This window comes from Paenibacillus sp. NPDC055715, assembly GCF_053617595.1.
The window spans coordinates 202,766-222,148 of sequence record NZ_JBSHGA010000008.1; the positions used below are offsets into that span (position 1 = coordinate 202,766).

Here is a 19,383-nt window from a genome sequence, read left to right on the forward strand (position 1 = left end):
GAATGGAATTAACTATGGATCGTGTTACTAAAACCTATGGCTCTAAGCAAGCATTAAAAGATATGACTCTACATTTAAAGCCAGGAGTATTGGGATTGCTTGGTCCTAATGGAGCAGGCAAATCCACACTTATGCGCATATTAGCTACTATTGAAAAGCCAACCAGTGGATCTATTACTTGGGACAACGTGGACATTTCTAAAAATCCTAATAAATTGAGGAGTGAATTAGGGTACTTACCTCAAGACTTTGGTGTATACCCCAATATGAACCCTGTGGAATTTTTAGAATATGTAGCAGCTATGAAAGGCTTGGCTATGAAGTCGGCTAAGAAACGGATTGATGAACTTTTGGAAGCACTCAACCTGTCTCATGCACGAAAGCGTTTGTTGGGTGGATTTTCAGGTGGGATGAAACAGCGAGTAGGTATTGCACAATCGTTGTTGAATGACCCTTCCCTTTTGATTGTCGATGAACCAACCGTTGGCTTGGACCCTGAGGAACGGATCAATTTCAGAAATCTATTATCCTCTCAATCCTCAAACCGTATTGTCATTTTATCCACTCATATTGTGACGGATATTGAATCCATTGCCCCGAATATTGCGGTTATGTCCGAAGGGAGTCTCATCACTTATACAACGCCGGAACAATTTATTCAAACGGTCGATCACAAGGTGTGGGATTACGTCATTCCCTTAACCAGCCTGCAAGAGGTACAGGAAAAATATACAATCAGCAGTGCGATTCATCGCAGCGACGGTGTACACGCTCGTATCGTTTCGAACGTCTGTCCCGGCGAGAATGCAGTACCGTTGCCACCTTCACTAGAGGATGCTTATTTGTATTCTGTAGCCGCTTTAGGAGTGACATCATGAGAAGTAACTACTTGTATTTACTCAAGGGAAATGTAATCAAGGAAATGAGAAGATACACGTTTCTGTTGATTATGGGTATCACCTTGTTCCTCGGATATGCTTTGATTCCTGCGGCGTCGGACGGTTATGAGGTCTTTTATATCGAGGGTGTACGGGGCATTTATAATTCACACTGGCTAGGAGCAATGGTTGCGATGCTATCTACCATGTTGTTATGGCTGTTTGGATTTTATATGCTAAGAAGTAAAATTTCTGAGGATCAGCGCCTGAAGATGGGTCAAATTATCGCATCCACACCTATTCGTAATCTTCGGTATATATCCAGCAGAGCGTTATCAAATTTCTGTGTGCTTATGATCATTGAGCTGGTACTAGTAGTAGCCTTTATGGGAATGCAGTTGCTTCGGGGAGAGGATTTGCACATCAACCTTGCAGCTTACTTGCTTCCTTTGCTATTTGTAAGTATCCCCTCGTTGTTACTTCTGTCAGCCTTTACAGTGCTATTTGACGTTTTTCCTGGGTTAAAGGGTACGATAGGGAATATATTGTTTTTCGTCATTTGGATTTTTCTTAGCGTCATGTCTATATCAAATTCCAGTAGTCTATGGGATGTTTTTGGAATAAATGCAATCCAGACGGGAATGACGAAAGAGGCGGCGGCTCACTTTGACTTTATTTCAGCAAATGAAATAGGAGGAAGTATCGGCTACTATCCCATTGAAGGGAGAACTCCTACTTTTGAGTGGAGTGGGGTGGATTGGACGGGTCACTTGCTAACTTCGCGTTTGATTTGGGTAGTCGCGGCAATGTTTATCATTCTGCTTTCTTCTCAGTTGTTTAATCGATTTGCAGCAGCTAAAACAGCTTTTTCTGTCAGGCTTCCTGCTCATGACATGAAGAATAAAGTGGTAGAGCGTGAGGAACGCAAATCTTATCAGTTATCGCCTGTAAAAAGAGATAAGAGAGTACGCTTGTCCCGTTTAGTTAGGGCTGAGTTTCGCATTATGCTAAAGGGAATGTCTATCTGGTGGTATTTGCTGGTGTTAGGTTCGATGGTGGCGAGTTTGTTGGTACCATTAGATCAGATCAAAAGCTGGCTGCCTGTCCTTATGCTATGGCCTCTTGCAATATGGTCGCAGATGGGAAGCAGAGAGTTTTTTTATTCCACGAATGAGATATTATTATCCAGTTGCCCACGTCTGTATAAGTTTTTCTCTGTCTGGATCGCGGGTATTTTAGTGACACTGCTCATTTCCTCGGGCGTTCTCATCCACTTTTTCTTGGAAGGGGAGCTTACGTATATCTATTCATGGGTAGTGGGTCTTATTTTCGTTCCGACTTTGGCTTTAACACTGGGGACAATGACCCGATCGAGAAAGCTTTTCGAGGTATTGTATATGCTGTTGTGGTATCTGGGGCCTGTAAATGATCTTCCATACTTGGACTTTTTGGGGCTTCCAACAAGTTACGCAACCTTGTATATAGTGCTGACGCTTGTGCTTTTGGTGGTGGGCATTATGATACAACATGTTCAGGAAGGGAATTTAATGGCTGGTTTTCGGAAGAATACCCAAATGAATCAGTCTACCAAAGGAGAATATCATGAGAAAATGGAGAAATAAAGGGGTAACCTTGTTGTGTGTCAGTATGCTGGTAGTGATTGTGGCAGGTTGTAATTCAGACTCTGATGCGAAGAGTGAAGTGAAGACGTTCAATAGTGACAATATAAAGGAAATTTATGTTCAAACAGATAGCCAGAGTATTGAGCTGAGCCGGTCGAGTAATGAACAGATTGAAGTTCGATCAACGGATAAGGGTGTAACAGCAGTGAATGAGGGAGGGACACTTAAGGTGAATGCCCCGGCATCTTCAAGCATATTTAATACTAAAACGACTACTGTGTACGTAGCTTTACCTAACCAGCTCTATGATAAGGTAAATTTAACAACAAAGTCCGGGAAAATCATGGGAAAAGATAGTAAATCCAAAGAAATGAATGTATCTGGAGATTCCGGTTCTATTGATATTCAAGGATTCGAAGGAGAGAAAATTGTAAGTCATATGTCTTCAGGTGATATTAACTTGGTAGGGATTAACGGCGGGATGGAGGTAAGTGCAGATACAGGTAGCATTAATATTTCTCATCAGGGAGAGATCGGACAGGATAGCAGTGTCCGGAGCAATAGCGGGAAAATTGAGGTAAGGCTTGATCCTGTCCCATCGTCACTACGTATTAATGCCGTCACGAACTCTGGTGAAATTGAATCTTCTTTGAAGTCTTCTTCTAATCCATCCGGCTCCGATAAAGAATTACATGCCCAAATTGGTAAGGTAACAGATGGAAGCCCCGTACTTTCTCTTGAAACATCTTCTGGAACCATTGTGATTAAATAATAGCATTAAAAAGATAACAACATATAAACAAGCGTTGATTAGGAATCAGCGCTTGTTTCATTGATATAGGGTAAAGTGATATAAACTGTAGTACCTCTTGAGAGCTGGCTATCCATGGTAATCGAGCCATTGTGGGCAAGAATAAGCTGCTTGGCAATCGCCATACCAAGTCCGGTGCCAAATTCAGGTGCATGCGTAGTAGAAGCGCGATAATATTTTTTGAAAATATTTTTAATTGTTTCTGAATCCATGCCTACCCCATTATCAACGATTTTTAGCTCTATCATAGATTCATTTTTTCGGGCTAATGTTAGCTGGATTTCAGTACCTGCGGGATTATGAATAACTGCATTCATGAGTAGATTTTGCAAAGCCCTGTACAGTAGCCGTTCATCGTAGCAAGACTTAATCATTTTTTCTTCAGTATGAAAGCTTATCATATGTTCGGCAGCATTGGGATTATTACATATATCAGTAATAAGATTTTCGATAAATGCGACCAGGTTTCCACATTTGAGCTGAATGGGGATCTGAAATTCTACATTTTCAATTTGTAAAGAGATATTAAGGTCTTGAATTAACCTCTCTAGGTGCAGACTTTTATGATGAACTTCGAGTAAAAAGGATTTTTGCTCTTCTGCACTCCAAGTATATTCATCATTCAGCAGCAAAGTAGTGTAACCGGTAATGTAGGTAAGCGGGGTTTTAAGGTCATGTGAGATTCCGGCAATCCAGTCCCGCTTGGACTCATCCATATTTTTTCGTTCCACTTCTGCTTGCTGGAGACTATCGGATAGAATGTGTATATTATGAATGACTTCTTTATATAGACGATAAGGCTTCCTGAGCTTGTCATGCTGGTTGTACACTTTATTTTTTCTAGTCATCGGAGCTGCGTAGTTTCCTTTTGTTAAATTATCAATCCAGGACATGATAAACCATAACGGGCCCCCGAAATACCAACTGAAAATTACGCTGCACATTATAATATTAACTACAAAGGTTAGTAATACTAATAAATCATAATTCGTGTTATCAGGTGTAATTCCTATAGTGGGTAAAATGGTTTCTGTGGTTATAATGGTCATGACCGCCATACTCAATAGCCAAGCCAGAAGACCCAAAATAAAGTGAATACCATAACGAAGCTTAACTTTCATAGTCGATCCCTTCATTGTGGGGGGATAAATTTGTAGCCAATCCCCTTGAGATTAATGATAATTTCGGGCGATTTTGGATTGATCTCAAGTTTTTTTCTTATTTTAGAAATATGCATAGCCACCGTCTTTTCTTCACCGTAATGAGGTTCCCCTCCCCATACCAGTTCATAGATTTGTGAAGTGGAATAAATCCGATTTGGGTTTCTTAGAAAGAAACGGAGGAGATCCAACTCTTTAGCCGTACACTCGATTTTTTGTTCGTCAAATATAAGCATGGCATCGGATGGCTTAAGCGTAAGCCGCCCTGCTCGAATTTCCTGATTCTCCTGTATAGCGTACGAAGGTGGTGTTTGGTATATTTTTTGTCTCCTGAACAGCGCCTCAATTCGAGCTACAACCTCTAGTGGGTTAAACGGCTTGGTAATATAGTCATCTCCGCCCACACTCAACCCTTTTAATTTGTCAAAATCACTTGAGCTTGCTGAAATAAATATAATCGGAGCGTTGGTATGGCTCCTTACCAAACTGCACAGTTCAAAACCGTTCATATCAGGCAGCATCACATCCAGTATGATTAGATCATAATTATGGTTACGAACCAATTCCACCGTTTGTTTTGCATGAGTGCAGCGACTGATATGGGTATATCGCTCCTTTTTTAAGGTCACTTCCAACAAAGTCAGAATACCTATTTCATCATCTACTAAAAGTATCTTTTCGTTTTTCAACAAGGGAAGGATTCCTTTCTGCAAGATTATGCATTTCGAATTGGTCGAAACAGGAACATCATGGTGAAACAAAATATAAATACGATGACTCCGAAGGAAATGAGTATTTGAGATATGAGTAGGCCTTTATTAAGAAAAATAGAGATCAGGGCTTGAGATAAAGGTATGAGTCCTGTTGTTGCTGTAGTTACAAGGCTTAAAACCCTCCCGATTTTATCCTGAGGGGTTCTTTCCTGAAGCAGAGTGACAAAAAAAGTATTACTAAAGGAGACAACAAGCCCGATCATGCCTAATAATAATATAATTTGCAAAAAATGAACGTAATCCCTAATAATAAAACAGAAAGTCCACATAGAGCAAGACTCAGAAGAGTACTGCTGAACTTTTTGCGTATATTTACTGACAAAGGGTGAAGAAAATGCACCACAAATTAGAATTACCGCAATACTGTCAAACAAATGATGATAAGAGCCATAGGTAAGAATAATTCCCCCGATTAGGGGCCCCGCCAAACTGAAAAATTGCTGAAAGATTTGAGATCATGAGTTAGCTTGAGCCAGATGAGTCTCTGGGACAATCGAAGAAATGAGTGAACTTGGTGGGGATTTCTTTGTGACACGATGATTCCATATTCAGTCAACATTATTTATATGTCGAGCGGTTGTGACGACAATTCTGGTCGTGCTGCCATTTTCATGGGGAAGGAGCCATTATAGCTACTTGATTTACACAAACGAACGGTTGGTGAGTATCCGTATGCTTCCATGAACGCGTATAACTTCTTCGCACTGATCGGTATTTGCCGCTGCTGGCGTACCTGTATTTGCGGGACAGGAGGTTTTTGTGGCTTGCGGGTGGATTCAGTCTTACAATTTCCCTGAACACCTTCGATATTTTCTATAGCTCCAATTCTCAGGACAACTATGGAGTTATTCTATGTGTGACCTCGTTGTTGAACGTGCTGCTGTTTGGGTATCTGGTCAAAGTAGTGCGGGATTGCTCCAAGTCCGCCACGATTCCATAGGAGCTTCCTTCAGGAGAATTAACATGGGGAGCGTTTTCCCAAGGTGTGAGCACAACGATGGAAAATAGCTGATTGTAGATTCTAGAGAATAAAAGAAACCGCTCTTTGGCAAATGGGAAGTGGTCAAGTCGCCACAAACCATAAGCTCAAAGAAGCGGTTTTTTTATTCAATCTATATATTCGTTCAGTTTCTGTACATCGCAGATGGTAATCTCTCGTGTACCCTTGATATGAATAATCCCCAGCTGTTCAAATTTTGCGAATTTGCGACTGATGGTTTCGCGTGTGACACCCACATAATTAGCCGTTTCTTCGCGTGAAAGGGGGAGATTTATTTTAATGTAGGCACCGTCCGGTTTACCGTATTTATGCCCAAGCTCAAGAATCATATAGGCAATACGGATTTCCGGGTCTTTGGTAGCCAGGCTTTGAGCCAGCTTTTCGGTATGGGCCAAGCGTTTGGTAATCGTTTTGAGCAGCTTCAAAGAGATATCGGGATTGTTGCGAATCAACTGCTCCATATCATCCTTGGTGAGCATACAAATATCAGTATCCTTTAGAGCATACGCACTAAAATTACTCAGTTCATCGTTGTTAAATATATTTAACTCGCCAAAAAAATCGCCAGTTGTCAGAATGTGCAGAATTTGTTCTTTGCCTTGAGGCGTCATCTTCAGAAGCTTGACATGCCCGCTTTTAATAATATACAGCGTATCGGATGGCTGTTCCTCGACAAGCAAGGCCTCGCCTTTCTGATATTTTCGGTGCCGGATCATGGAGCTAACCTTGCACAAATCTTCGCAGGACAAAGAGGAAAAGATAGGTACTTTTCGGGCACAGGGCTCCTTTGCGCACTCACAGGGGCAGGACATCTCATTCACATTCGTTCACTCCATTCATAAACCGGAAACTAAAAAGTATAGCGTGTTCTTGTTATTCTGTATCATCTATTGGGGCAAAATGGCTCTGGTCCTCACCGCAGACTGGACAAACCCAGTCTTCCGGGAGATCCTTAAACGCTGTACCGGGCATCACGTCTTCATCGGGGTCACCCATAGCAGGATCATAAATGTATCCACAGGGTTGACATACATATTTATTCATCTTTAGTTCTCCTTGTCATCCAAAATTTTTGTAAGCTCTGGTGCATCCGGTTTGAGTCCTTGGATGATGGCTGTTTTATATGGAAGTGAAGCGAGAGCATCTCCAAAACCGATCACGCCGCAGATAGAGCCATTTTGTATGAACATACGTGTATAAGAAACTTGATTTTCACGGGTCAGGCTGGTGTCACAGACTTGTTCGTCTACCAGACCTATGGAAAACAAGGGGCATTCATAGCTGTTGGACAGGGTGACAGGGATGGGACGCTGGTAATCGACGGATGCACCTGCCATGTTAGCGCCTGCTATCTTTCCTTGCTCTATAGCACTTTCCCATAACCCATCTACTTTATTTTGAAATTCGGCTACATCACCTGCTGCATATATATTGGCGGAGGTGGTCTCCATCTGTGCATTCACCCGAATGCCGTTTCCAATATCAAGGCCAGTTTGGCGAGCAAGCTCAGTATTAGGCACAATTCCGATAGAATACACGACATGCTCGCAGGGAATAACAGAGCCGTCCTGTAGCTCCACACCTTCTACGTGATTTGTGCCTGTAATTCGCTTTACGCCTTGTCCAAGGCTTACCTTGGTGCCCCGTTCGGTAATTCGATGGGTCAAAATAGAAGAGGCCTTCTCATCTAGCTGGCGTGGCATAAGCCGGTGGGAAGCTTCCAAAATGGTTACAGCATACCCGGCTTGCTGGAAGGACCAGGCGGTTTCTACACCCTGAATACCACCGCCGATGATACATATCCGGTCTCCCTTTCGCAATTCTGTTTTTAGTCTGTCTGCATCTTGCCGAAAACGGATATTGTGAACGTTCCTTAGTGAAGATCCGTCCAGTGAAAGCTTACGGTTGTGGGCTCCTGTACACAGCAGCAGCTTGTCATAAGCAACGGTTTGTCCGTTTGCTGTTTCGATGGTGGAGTCCTCTGCATGTATAGCAGTGACCTTTATACCGGAATACACATGAATTCGTTGATTGGCAAACCATTTTTCCTTTTTGATCAGGATTTTGTCGCTGTGCAAGTCTGTGAATAGTCCCTTGGAAAGTTTGACCCTGTTATATGGAAGGGATAATTCTTCCCCGTAAATAGAAACTTCGGCTAGCTCATCACGATCTCTAATCGCTTTCGCCGCGTTGACGGCGGCGACACTGCCTCCGATAATAACGTAATGTTGGTTACCCATTCAGTATCTCTCCTATTCGTTATACGCTACTGTGTTTTAAATAACACTAAGCAGTAGATCTGAGACAAATTCAGCGGCATTTTTAATTTTCTTCACTTTTTCATCTTCTGTAGGAGAGAAGCGAATGCGTACCGGGAATTCCACATGCGTCATACCGGTTGACTTGATGACATCTGAAGTGCTTTGGACCTTCATATGGGTACCGTTCAAGTAATCCTGTACGACTTCAATGGCTTCCCCGCTCCAGCCGTAGGAACCAAAGGCAGCAGCCAGCTTGCCTTCCAGATTCATCTTTTGCATTTTTTGCAGCAGATCTTCCAGCTTGCCCGTCATGTCGGCATATTTGGTAGAGCTGCCGACGAAAACGGCATCCGCTGAGGCAATACTATTCAAAATCTCCGTTTCATCTGCCTTATCTACATCCCATAGCTCTACCTTGATTTGGTTCTCCAAAAAGCAGTCTTTCAGGATGTTTGCCATTTTTTTAGTATTATTTTTTAAGGTGGCATAGACAATCGCTACTTTTCTATCATCCTTGGTTTCGGTGCTCATAGATGCGTACAAATCAATGAATTTGGCAATATCGTGCCGGATCGCGAAGCCGTGGGAAGGAGCAATCACCTCAATATCCAGGTCAGAAACAGCTTCGATCAATGTACGCACATATCTGCGATGCGGGTGAATAATAGCCTGATAGTATCCGATAAAGTCCTCGGTGATATCAAAACCGGCCTCATCGGCAAATAGATGCTCTACAGCCACGTGTGTACTGAAAATATCGCAAGGGAACAAGATTTTATCTTCCACGCAATACGTAATCATGGTTTCTTCCGTATGGAGGTAAGGTGTCTCCTTGAACAGCAGTGTCTTGCCTCCAATATCCAGTTGATCCCCGTCCTTGATCACCAGGAAGTTACGATGCTGAAGCTTGTACATTTGTTGAATTTCCGGAACAGCAATCTCAGTGCAGACAATCGTAGCGTTCGTTGCCTTGGAAGCAAGTGCCGCCAATCCGCCCGAGTGATCTGGTTCCGTGTGATTAACGATAATATATTGAATATCCAGCGGATCGATTAATTCGGCTACAGCCTCTGCAAATTCTCTGCCGAACGCCATATCTACGGTATCTACAATGGTTGGTTTTCCAGTTTTCAATAGATAGGCATTATATGTTGTACCCTTCGATAGTAGAAGACGATGAAAGGGAACCTCACGATTATCAATTTTTCCTACCCAATAAATATCCTTTGCCAGTTGGAATCCTGGTTTCATAGGAACAACCTCCTGCTTGTTTTTGTTTGTCTGACACCATTCGATTCTAGTTGGATGTGGCCATGAAAAAGATGATTGAAATCAAATTTTTGAATATTTCAAAGTATGTATGACTTAAATTTATATTTGTGATTGCAATCACAAAGCGGACGTAATAATCAAATACAATTAGACCGTATAGATTGCAGCCTGAGAACATGCCAGGTATCCAATCCATCATAGGCAAATCCAATTTCAAACAGGAGAGTGAATCTACATGAAAAAATCAAACCTCATTCAATTTCAGGAGTATAAAGAAGCTGCTTTTACTAAACGAATTGTGCATAAGGAAGCCGACAATGTCATTTTTATTCTCAACTTTACTCCTAATGCTGAGCTGCCAACTCATAATCACCCAGGAGCGAATGTATATTTGCTTGTTCTTGAAGGGAACGGTACGGTAACTGTGAATGGTGAAGAAACGGAAGTGGTCCAAGGGGATATGATCCATATTTCAGGAGATGAGCACTTTTCCTATCGGGGTGGTGCAGAGGCCAATTCCAGCCTGCATGTGGTGTTGACCAAAACGCCAAGTGAAAGTTATGCGCAAAATATATAAAGAGGGTACATCAACATCGCTATAAATTATAAAATGAAACAGAGGCAGAAAGAAGTCCATGCCTAAAAGCCGCTCGGTTCAAATACCAAGCGGCTTTTAGGCATGGGCTGTTTACATCCCGGAATACGCCATGAAGCTACCGTCTACCGGAATACTGTGCCTGTGACAAAACCGGATGTCTTTTCATCCACAAGCCACAGCCGGGTGCCGTGTGTATTCTTAGTATTTCGTTTTTAGTGGTAACTTATTAACTTTAATATGGGTAGTTTGTAATCGAATCACTCGCCGCGCTGTTCGAATAATTGTACGATTTCGACAATGACCTTGGTTGCAAGCACCATGTTGTCCACGGACACATACTCAAATTTGCCATGGTAGTTCTCTCCACCTGTAAAAATATTCGGTGTAGGCAGTCCCATATAGGACAGCTGTGAACCATCTGTACCGCCGCGAATCGGCTTGATGATTGGATCAATGCCCAGCTTCGTCATCGCTTCATGGGCAACATCCACGATGTGCTGGACGGGCTCGATTTTTTCCTTCATGTTGTAATACTGATCTCTCAGCTCCAGAACGATACGGTTTTCCCCATATGCGACTTGCAGCTCTTTCACCACGTTCGTTAAGTAAGCCTTCCGGTTTTCAAAGCTCTCACGATCAAAATCACGAATGATATAGTACAGTTTGGCTTGTTCTACCGTACCCTCAAATTCCAGCAAATGATAAAAGCCATCGTATCCATCCGTGTATTCCGGAGCTTCATTCGCAGGCAATCGTCCGTTCAGCTCCATAGCAATTTTGACAGCATTCATCATTTTGTTTTTGGCTGTACCGGGATGAACATTGACACCGTGAATGGTGATATGGGCGGCTGCGGCGTTGAAGCTTTCGTATTCCAGTTCTCCGAGCGGCCCGCCATCCACGGTATAAGCATATTTAGCACCAAAAGCGGCTACATCAAACCGTTCCGGTCCTCTTCCAATCTCCTCGTCCGGTGTAAATGCGACGCGAATCTTGCCGTGCTGGATCTCCGGGTGATCCAGCAGATAATGTAAGGCTGTCATAATTTCTGCGATCCCGGCTTTGTTATCTGCACCAAGCAATGTAGTACCGTCCGTCGTGATCAGGGTATGACCTTTATATAGAGGCAGTTCGGGGAACTCGCGCGGAGAAAGGTTCACACCCAGCGACGCATTCAGCGTGATGTCGCCCCCATCATAGTTTTCCGTCAGTTGGGGCTTCACCCCTGCGCCAGTCATTTCGGTAGCAGTATCGAGATGGGCCAGAAAGCCGATAACCGGAACTTCCTTATCCGTATTGGAAGGAAGGGTTGCCATGACATAACCGTTGTCGTCCATGGTTACGTCCGTCATACCAATGGCTTTCAGTTCATTGACCAGCAGGTTGCCCAGTGTAAGCTGTCCAGGTGTGGTCGGGCAAGTGTTGCTGCTTTCATCGGATTGGGTATCTACCTGAACATAAGTGGTCAGGCGTTCAATCAGTTCCTGTTTCATGCATATATCCTCCTTGGTTCATTTCTGATATGCTACATATTTTATCATGATTGGACTTGTTATATGAAAAATTCGGCTTCCCCGTTTAAAACAATAGCTTTTGCTGCACAGAGACGACGAGTAAGATAACAGTAAAAGAACGTAAAAATGGAGAGACATTTACTATCTGTGTGAAGATTTCCGCATGTCGATAAAGGGCTGTCCCTTCAGGTTCTGCCAAGGATCTGGGGGTATAGTCCTTTTTTGGGTTTGTGATAGGGACTTGAATCTATGAATCTGTTAATTTGTGTCTTATGGCTGAGTCAATTGACGTTGCGTTCATAGATTGGGAGCATAGAATACACTATCAAGCGAAAGGGAGGTGAATCCTATGGCGATTCTTTTACCTCAACAAAACTTCACGATTGCGGCTGGTATTGGTAAATCATACTTTGAAAACTTGAACGGTGGCGCGAATGCTACAATTACCGTTAATAATAACGGTCCGGCTCCGATCAATCTTGTCGTTACTCGTGTCAACGCACCCGTGATCACTTATGTTATCCCTGCATTTACTAGCCTTACGCTGGAAGTTGCCTTATTGCTGGTAGCTGGTCTGTTGACTACTGCAGCCGGCGCCACTTTTGGTACGATCCAGATTGCGACGGCTGATCTTTAATCCGAAACGATCTGAGCCTCTAACTCTAGCTTTGCCGCAAGGTGAAGTTAGAGTTTTTTTGCTTTAAAAATTTTTTGAAACTTTTTTCAGATTGTGCCGATATATACATATGGTATAGCAAATAACACATTGAAAAGGAGTATCCCCTTTATGAGCTTTAGCAATCCGGTTTTACGTGATGACATCTTCGTGCGTGAAGATGAAAGAGAAGTTAGCGAACAACGCATGACCATCGGAGGAACGGTGAACAAAACGTTGCTTCTGCTGGTTTTGCTCATCGTCTCTGGCAGTATTACCTGGTACATGACCTACCAAGGAACCGTAGAGATGCTTTCCTTGCTGACGGCAGGCTTTATTGGCATGGCTGGCGTAGCCCTTGTGATATCCTTTTTTCCAAAAACGGCTCCATTACTTTCGCCTGTGTATGCAATTCTGAGTGGCTTTGCTTTGGGCGGCGTTTCAGCATTTTTTGAATATGAGTACCCTGGAATTGTGGCCAATGCCATTTTGCTGACCGTGGGTATCTTGTTCTTGATGCTCTTTATGTACACACAGCGAATCATCAAGGTGACACGGGGCTTTATTTCATTCGTAGTCCTGTGTACCATGGCGATTGCTCTGGTGACGCTGATTGATTTTATTTTGAACTCTTTCGGTATGAATGTTCCGTATATTCATGAGACAGGCTGGCTGGGCATCGGCATCAGTTTATTTATCGTGATCATTGCGGCTTTGAATCTGCTGGTGGATTTTAATTTCATTGAGGAGCAAGCGGACCAAGGCGCACCGGAATACATGGAGTGGTATGGCGCTTTTGCATTGCTGGTGACTTTAGTGTGGCTGTATGTGCGGATTTTGGATCTGTTGGCCAAGTTCAGCAAGAGGGACTAAGGGCCTGCAATTACTTCATATCGTTCCACTTCCCTGTTCAGATATGTGCAGGGTGAGAAGAAAAGGACGGCTCAATGTCGTCCTTTTCTGTATTAAAGAGATGGTTTAAAAATTGCATTTTACGATAAATACATAGAAGTTGGGTAAAACATAAAGACAGACAGGAGGGGAGTGAGTATATGTATCAAGTGGTGCTGGTGAGGCATGGAGAAAGCGTATATAACCGTCAAAACCTGTTCACAGGCTGGACGGATGTGGACCTGACCGAGCAGGGAACCCATGAAGCCATAGAGGCGGGCCGTATTCTCAAGGAGGCCGGGTATACGTTTGATTTGGCGTTCGCTTCGGTGCTAAAACGATCCATTCGTACGCTGTATCACATTTTGGACGAGCTGGATCATTTGTGGATACCCGTGCAGAAGTCGTGGAAACTGAACGAACGCCATTATGGTGCCCTTCAGGGACTGAGCAAGCTGGATTCCGCCGTCCAATACGGCGAGGAACAGGTTCATATCTGGCGTCGCAGCCTGACGGTGCGGCCTCCTATGCTAGATGAACAGGATGAACGCAGTCCTCGCAGGGAGGAGCGATACCGCAACATGAAGCCGGAAGAGCTGCCGCTCGGAGAAAGTTTGGAGGATACGGTCCATCGGGTCGGTGAGTTTTGGAAGCAGCGTATTGTGCCCTTGGTGCAAAAGAAGGAACGGGTCATTATTTCCGCGCATGGCAACACTTTACGAGCGTTGATCAAGTACATGGAGAATCTGGACGAAACCGCACTGCTGGATTTGAATATTCCGACAGGCATTCCGCTGGTCTACGAGCTGGACGAGCATATAGATCCCATTCGGCGCTTCTATCTCGGTGATCCAAGTCATGTGGAGGCGAAAAAACAGGCCGTGGCTAACCAAAGTAAGGTGACGGAGTAATTTTCGATAAAAAAAGGGGACAGGGCGCTTCCACGCATTCTGTCCTCTTTGTGTTAGGTATAAGTTAAGCGTCCACGTCACCTTGTGTTTCCGGGCTGTCATCCTCGACGGGAAGCGCCCACACCGATACACTGCCAGCACGAACCGGGAATATTCCGTAGCCCTCCTGTTCAATCTGTACGATATGGTCGTGACGGCCCGTCAGATCGGTCCATTGCTCTCCTGCGCGGTGTTCTCCCACGAACATACGCTTCTCTCCGTCGTCGGCGTTGGTGACCACCACGGCGCAGCCGGAGCCTTCCCATTCAGGCACGCCCTGACGAACCCATCCAATCGTATGGGAATCATCAAAATAATCCTTTTGCTCACCATAGGCTTTATAATATCGGGCGTACAGAAGCAGATCAAGCTCGGTCTGTTTGCCTTTCACGGGTGTTTGCCCTTGAATGCCGTAGTAATCGCCGTAGAATACGCAGGGGTAACCGTCCTTGCGCAGCAAGATGAGTGCGTAGGCGCTGGGCTTAAACCAGTCTCCTACCCACGACTCCAGGGCTTCGTGCGGCTGGGAATCATGATTATCGACAAAAGTAACGGAGTTCAAGGGATGAGTCTGGACCAGTGTATCCTCGAAAATGGTGCTTAAATCGAAATCCTTGCCACCCAAGGAAGCGCTATGTAGTTTGTAGTGGAGGGATACGTCAAACAAGTCGATTTTATAATCAATAGTGTCCAGAAATTTTTGACATGATTCCAGATCGGGTTTCCAAAACTCGCCTACCATATAAAAGTCCTGTCCGCGTTTTTTGATCATTTCCGTCGCGAATTCCCGCACAAATTCATGATTGATATGCTTGATCGCATCCAGACGAAACCCGTTGCATTGCAGGGTATCCACCAGCCATTTGCCCCAGCGGATCATTTCCTTGCGCACTTCCTGATGATTGTAGTCAATATTGGCGAACATCAAATAATCATAATTGCCGAATTCATCATCTACATGCTCGCTCCAGCTTTTATTTTTGCCTAAAATACGATAAATTCCCGTTCGATCCTGACTTGCATCGTAATCGGTTCCGTTAAAATGCTCAAAATTCCATTGAAATGTGGAATACTGACCCTCACGACCGGGGAACGTAAATTTAGTCCAGCCTTCGATATCGAACGGCTTGGAAATGACCTCATTGCGGTTATCCGGGTTGACCTCGACGACCTTGAATACTTCCGTTTCATCCGCGCCAGCTTTATGGTTCATGACCAGATCGACATAGACGGCTACACCATGGCGAACGCAGGTAGCAATAGCCTCCAGCAGATCTTCTCTGGTTCCGTACTTGGTGCGCACCGCACCTTTTTGATCAAATTCACCTAGATCATAAAGGTCATAAACGCCGTATCCCGTATCCTCGTGGGATTGGCCCTTGGTGACAGGTGGAATCCATATCGCGTCAATTCCTTTGGCCTTCAATTCCGGTGCCAGGCGGGCAAGCTTCTTCCAGTGGGAGCCGTCAGCTTCGACGTTCCACTCGAAAAACTGCATCATCGTATGGTTCCTTTTCATCATGCGTCCCTCCTTCATATATAACAAGTTACCCACCAAGCAAGGGAGGCTAAACGTCAGGCGGTTAATAAACTGCCGAACGAAGAACAGGGATCGTTGTATAACGTATGCCAAATGACAAAATTAGTTATACCTTGAGGGTGTATATATTCGATAGCTAGAAAAGGGAACGTGAAAACGGTAGAATGAATTTAACTTAACAAAAGTTCGGGTTTCAGGTATTCAGTAAACGTGAGAACAGGGAAAGGAGGAGCGGACATGACGGGATTGCAGCCAATCAGGAATGAAGCGGGCGAACCGCTGATGAAAAAATGTACGTATTGCCAGAAGCTGAAGCCTTTAACGGAATTTCAGCGCAGAACCGGTCGCCGGGCGGGTCCTTATTCCCGGCGTGGTCCTTGCCGTTCCTGCCGGGGGTTAGCGGCGCAAGAACGCGCGGCTACCGCTCCTTCCGGCGAGGGAACGCAGCCCCTCACGGCTTTCCTGGCATCGCATGGCGCTGGGGATGAGGCAAACGAAAGCATAGAGGCGTCCGCACAGTTTGGCGTGCAGCCTCACCCACCCCGCAGGAAGCCAGTCACGGATAAAGCCCGTGAGCGTCATCGGCAGCGAGTTCGGCATTTGCTCAGCAGGCTGAAGCCTGCGAATACCAAGACCCTGCGGCTCAACTGTAACAGCATGATTCGGTTAAGGGGCAAAACCGATCAGGGGAGACGTTGGTATCAGGAGATTGAATTTGATCTGGCAGTTACCCTGGTCAGAGAGCGCATGGCAGTGGTTGTTAATCCGTATACCATCCGTAGACTTTACAGCAATAAAGAATTCCGTCAATATGTGCTCAAGCGCGATCGCTATACCTGCTTTTTCTGCGGGGGTTATGGCGATACCATTGATCATTTGCTGCCCCGTGCCAAAGGGGGACACACGACGCCCGTCAATTGTGTATGTGCTTGCAACGAATGCAATCAATCCAAGGCGGCCCGCGATGTCGATGAATTCATCGAATCCGGTGTGCTGTTGCCAACTCCTGATGATCGCGAAGCTCCAGAGGACTTCTTATGAACGCAGGACGCCCGTGAATCAGACCGCAAGCGCCCGCGTCGTGGGAGTCCTGCACATCAATGACGAATGTATCAGGATGGGCCTCCATGGCTATGACAGGACCCTTTTTTTTGCGGAAAATCGGACAGAATCTAAACTTATTCTAATTTTTATCTAAAATAACAGTAAAAATTTATGGAAATTAGTGTGAATTTAAAATTTCTTCGACGATTGGTTGTGAAAGGTGTAATATAGAGGTGTAGGATTCCGTTTCGGCCTGTTGTTGTCACAGAGAAGCGCTCCGTGGAATATTCCGCAGCAGTAACAACAGAATACCGTCTGAACAATATATAATTGACGTTTGCGATGAATCAGTCTTGCCCCATTGGGTATAGGCCGGTTTTAGCTGTGCTTCTTGTATGTCTGAGGGCGTTAATTCTTTGAACGTTTTATTGCTAGAGTTTATGGATACAGGTTACGAGAAAGGAATGGATTTCTATTTTCACAGTAAAGGAGGACGTTCACGCATGTCTGAAAACCAACAAGAGGTTGCTGTAACCCAAGAAGCTACCAAAGAGTCTCGGGATGTATTGGACCAATTAATGAAACCGGAGGTTCAGCAATCGCTGACCGTACTGATTGAGAATCTACCCAAGTTGACTGAGATGGTAACTTTGATGACCGATGCTTATGATGTAGCCCGCAGTCTGGCAACTGACCCTGTCTTTATCGGAGATATGAAAAGCTCCTTGGGAGAGTTTGTGAAGCCTGTTACAGAGTCGGCCAAAGGCTTGGCTTCTGCTGCGATTGAAGCAAGTGACCGCGTACAAGCTACAGAGAACGGCAGTGTGGGTCTATTTGGCCTGCTCAAAATGCTTAAAGATCCAAATGTACAAAAAACGCTGTGTTACAGCCAGGCTTTCCTGGATATTTTGAAAGAGCGCCAACGCGAAAGCACATAGTTACCTGATCAAGAACGGAGGATGAACATGTCAAAGCAAATTTTGATCTTGGGCGGCGGATACGGCGGATTGCTGGCCGCTCTTACAGCACGCCAGCATATGGACGCTAGCCAGGCAACCATTACAGTGGTAAACCGCTTTGCGTCGCATCAAATTATTACGGAGCTGCACCGTTTGGCGGCAGGTACAATTGCCGAAAAAGCTGTTGCGCTTCCTTTGGAAAAACTGCTGCGTAACAAAGAGATTATCCTGAAAGTAGATACTGTTTCGGAAATCAAACCGGACGATAAAAAAGTAACCTTGGCCAGTGGTGCTACGTTGAGCTATGACGCTCTCGTTATTTCCCTGGGCAGCGAAACGGCTTACTTTGGTATTCCGGGACTGCAAGAACATAGCTTCACACTGAAATCAGTGGCAGAAGCAAATCACATTCGCGCACATGTGGAAGCTCGTCTGGATGCTTACAAGCAATCCGGTAACCAAGCGGACGCTACAATCGTTATCGGTGGTGGCGGTCTGACTGGTGTCGAGTTGGTGGGCGAATATGCTGATAAACTGCCTGCGGTTTGTCGTGAAAAAGGTATTAGCTACGAAGATATCAACTTGTATTGTGTAGAAGCTGGACCCTCTATTTTGGCAGGCTTCCCTCAACCACTGGTTGATCGTGCAGTAACAAGTCTTGAAAAACGTGGCGTTCAAATCGTAGCCGGTGTTCCGATTACAGAAATGAAAGCCGACGAAGTTCTGCTCAAAGACGGACGTTCGATCCAAACGAACACCCTGATCTGGACAGGCGGTGTACAAGGCAACGCACTGGTTGGCGCATCCGGTATCGAAGTAAACCGTGGCCGCGCAACCGTGAATGGTGCACTGCAATCGACTTCCCACGAAGACATCTTCCTCGCTGGTGACAGCGCAGTGGTGTTCCCTGGTGAAGGCGAGCGTCCATATCCTCCAACTGCACAGTTGGCTTGGCAAATGGGCGAAACCGTTGGTTATAACATCTTTGCTTACTTTAACGGAGCGAAAATGGAAAACTTCAACCCAGTATTTTCAGGTACATTGGGCAGCTTGGGCAGAACAGACGCGATCGGCACTGTAGGCGCGAATGGCACCCAACTGAAAGGCGCTGTAGCTACTTTGATGAAGGAAGGCAGCAACATCCGTTACCTGTCCCACATCAAAGGACTTTTTGCATTGGCCTATTAATATTCCTTATATTTTATATGCTTTATTTGAGGGGAGCGCTGTTCTGCGCTCTCTTTTTGTATGTAATTGAACCTTCTTCTGTACACTAATATGTGTAAAACATATCAAACGGTGCAAATGGAAATTTTATAAAATATATTACTTCCGTAGAAAGGTTGATTCAATAATTGTTCAGATTTTCGAAAATTGCAGTTATGAAAAGAAGAGAGGGACGAAGTGAGTCAATAACAAAAAGCGACAAGGGCTCTGAGCCTTTGTCGCTTAGTT

At 44.7% G+C, this 19,383-nt stretch carries 18 protein-coding genes and 2 pseudogenes; 11 read left to right on the plus strand and 9 right to left on the minus strand.

Annotated elements, in window-relative coordinates; genetic code table 11:
- Positions 1 to 2 precede the first annotated feature (2 nt).
- The 3 genes from ACWGOO_RS15595 to ACWGOO_RS15605 are packed head-to-tail and all read left to right on the plus strand — an operon-like array spanning position 3 to position 3,272.
- The gene (locus ACWGOO_RS15595; protein WP_452484834.1) at positions 3 to 878 is read left to right on the plus strand and encodes an ABC transporter ATP-binding protein; all 876 of its coding nucleotides are present in this window, start codon (positions 3 to 5) and stop codon (positions 876 to 878) included.
- Positions 875 to 2,500, plus strand: coding sequence for a hypothetical protein (locus tag ACWGOO_RS15600; RefSeq protein ID WP_452484836.1), 1,626 nt, complete (start codon positions 875 to 877; stop codon positions 2,498 to 2,500). Before ACWGOO_RS15595 ends, ACWGOO_RS15600 begins: the two co-directional genes overlap by 4 nt.
- Complete coding sequence (locus ACWGOO_RS15605) at positions 2,481 to 3,272, plus strand: DUF4097 family beta strand repeat-containing protein (protein WP_452484838.1); 792 nt, start codon at positions 2,481 to 2,483, stop codon at positions 3,270 to 3,272. Before ACWGOO_RS15600 ends, ACWGOO_RS15605 begins: the two co-directional genes overlap by 20 nt.
- Positions 3,273 to 3,310: 38 nt before the next feature.
- Here the strand turns inward: ACWGOO_RS15605 and ACWGOO_RS15610 are convergent, their stop codons facing one another.
- On the minus strand, positions 3,311 to 4,432 hold the full coding sequence (locus tag ACWGOO_RS15610) for a sensor histidine kinase (protein ID WP_452484840.1): 1,122 nt from the start codon (positions 4,430 to 4,432) through the stop codon (positions 3,311 to 3,313).
- 11 nt (positions 4,433 to 4,443) lie between these two features.
- Complete coding sequence (locus ACWGOO_RS15615; protein ID WP_452484842.1) at positions 4,444 to 5,160, minus strand: response regulator transcription factor; 717 nt, start codon at positions 5,158 to 5,160, stop codon at positions 4,444 to 4,446.
- Positions 5,161 to 5,802: 642 nt separating this feature from the next.
- Between ACWGOO_RS15615 and ACWGOO_RS15620 the strand changes: the two are divergent.
- A pseudogene (locus ACWGOO_RS15620) lies at positions 5,803 to 6,256 on the plus strand (glycosyltransferase 87 family protein); the annotation flags it as partial.
- 95 nt (positions 6,257 to 6,351) lie between these two features.
- On the opposite strand, the gene ACWGOO_RS15625 reads toward ACWGOO_RS15620, so the two are convergent.
- From ACWGOO_RS15625 to ACWGOO_RS15640, 4 genes are all read right to left on the minus strand, one after another.
- Positions 6,352 to 7,056: a Crp/Fnr family transcriptional regulator gene (locus ACWGOO_RS15625; RefSeq protein ID WP_452484929.1), complete on the minus strand. Its 705-nt coding sequence runs from the start codon at positions 7,054 to 7,056 to the stop codon at positions 6,352 to 6,354.
- Between the two features lie 61 nt (positions 7,057 to 7,117).
- Complete coding sequence (rd, locus tag ACWGOO_RS15630; protein WP_452484844.1) at positions 7,118 to 7,288, minus strand: rubredoxin; 171 nt, start codon at positions 7,286 to 7,288, stop codon at positions 7,118 to 7,120.
- A 2-nt stretch (positions 7,289 to 7,290) separates the two neighbouring features.
- Entirely contained in the window at positions 7,291 to 8,484 is a 1,194-nt protein-coding gene (locus ACWGOO_RS15635) for an NAD(P)/FAD-dependent oxidoreductase (protein WP_452484846.1), read from the minus strand.
- A 36-nt stretch (positions 8,485 to 8,520) separates the two neighbouring features.
- Positions 8,521 to 9,756: an FprA family A-type flavoprotein gene (locus ACWGOO_RS15640; RefSeq protein WP_452484848.1), complete on the minus strand. Its 1,236-nt coding sequence runs from the start codon at positions 9,754 to 9,756 to the stop codon at positions 8,521 to 8,523.
- A 256-nt stretch (positions 9,757 to 10,012) separates the two neighbouring features.
- On the opposite strand from ACWGOO_RS15640, the gene ACWGOO_RS15645 reads away from it, so the two are divergent.
- Positions 10,013 to 10,354 (plus strand): cupin domain-containing protein, encoded by a 342-nt coding sequence (locus tag ACWGOO_RS15645; protein WP_452484850.1) that lies wholly within the window; start codon positions 10,013 to 10,015, stop codon positions 10,352 to 10,354.
- Positions 10,355 to 10,465: 111 nt separating this feature from the next.
- On the opposite strand, the pseudogene ACWGOO_RS15650 reads toward ACWGOO_RS15645, so the two are convergent.
- Together ACWGOO_RS15650 and pepT are read right to left on the minus strand one after the other, a co-directional pair.
- Positions 10,466 to 10,563, minus strand: a pseudogene (locus tag ACWGOO_RS15650) (D-mannonate oxidoreductase); the annotation flags it as partial.
- 69 nt (positions 10,564 to 10,632) lie between these two features.
- Complete coding sequence (pepT, locus tag ACWGOO_RS15655) at positions 10,633 to 11,868, minus strand: peptidase T (protein WP_452484852.1); 1,236 nt, start codon at positions 11,866 to 11,868, stop codon at positions 10,633 to 10,635.
- Positions 11,869 to 12,238: 370 nt separating this feature from the next.
- On the opposite strand from pepT, the gene ACWGOO_RS15660 reads away from it, so the two are divergent.
- The 3 genes from ACWGOO_RS15660 to gpmA all read left to right on the plus strand — a co-directional run bounded on the left by ACWGOO_RS15660 (position 12,239) and on the right by gpmA (position 14,346).
- Entirely contained in the window at positions 12,239 to 12,526 is a 288-nt protein-coding gene (locus tag ACWGOO_RS15660) for a hypothetical protein (RefSeq protein ID WP_452484854.1), read from the plus strand.
- Positions 12,527 to 12,676: 150 nt separating this feature from the next.
- A complete protein-coding gene (locus ACWGOO_RS15665; protein WP_452484856.1) occupies positions 12,677 to 13,417 on the plus strand; it encodes a Bax inhibitor-1/YccA family protein in 741 nt (246 codons plus the stop codon).
- Between the two features lie 179 nt (positions 13,418 to 13,596).
- On the plus strand, positions 13,597 to 14,346 hold the full coding sequence (gpmA, locus tag ACWGOO_RS15670; RefSeq protein WP_452484858.1) for a 2,3-diphosphoglycerate-dependent phosphoglycerate mutase: 750 nt from the start codon (positions 13,597 to 13,599) through the stop codon (positions 14,344 to 14,346).
- A gap of 64 nt (positions 14,347 to 14,410) precedes the next feature.
- Here gpmA and ACWGOO_RS15675 read toward each other — a convergent pair whose 3' ends face one another.
- Positions 14,411 to 15,904 carry an alpha-amylase gene (locus ACWGOO_RS15675; protein ID WP_452484860.1) on the minus strand — a complete coding sequence of 498 codons (1,494 nt, stop codon included), beginning with the start codon at positions 15,902 to 15,904 and terminating at the stop codon, positions 14,411 to 14,413.
- Positions 15,905 to 16,162: 258 nt separating this feature from the next.
- Here ACWGOO_RS15675 and ACWGOO_RS15680 point away from each other — a divergent pair, with 258 nt between their 5' ends.
- From ACWGOO_RS15680 to ACWGOO_RS15690, 3 genes are all read left to right on the plus strand, one after another.
- Positions 16,163 to 16,966 carry an HNH endonuclease gene (locus tag ACWGOO_RS15680; RefSeq protein ID WP_452484862.1) on the plus strand — a complete coding sequence of 268 codons (804 nt, stop codon included), beginning with the start codon at positions 16,163 to 16,165 and terminating at the stop codon, positions 16,964 to 16,966.
- Positions 16,967 to 17,472: 506 nt separating this feature from the next.
- Positions 17,473 to 17,907: a DUF1641 domain-containing protein gene (locus ACWGOO_RS15685; RefSeq protein ID WP_452484864.1), complete on the plus strand. Its 435-nt coding sequence runs from the start codon at positions 17,473 to 17,475 to the stop codon at positions 17,905 to 17,907.
- A gap of 27 nt (positions 17,908 to 17,934) precedes the next feature.
- On the plus strand, positions 17,935 to 19,116 hold the full coding sequence (locus ACWGOO_RS15690; RefSeq protein ID WP_452484866.1) for an NAD(P)/FAD-dependent oxidoreductase: 1,182 nt from the start codon (positions 17,935 to 17,937) through the stop codon (positions 19,114 to 19,116).
- Positions 19,117 to 19,383 lie beyond the last annotated feature (267 nt).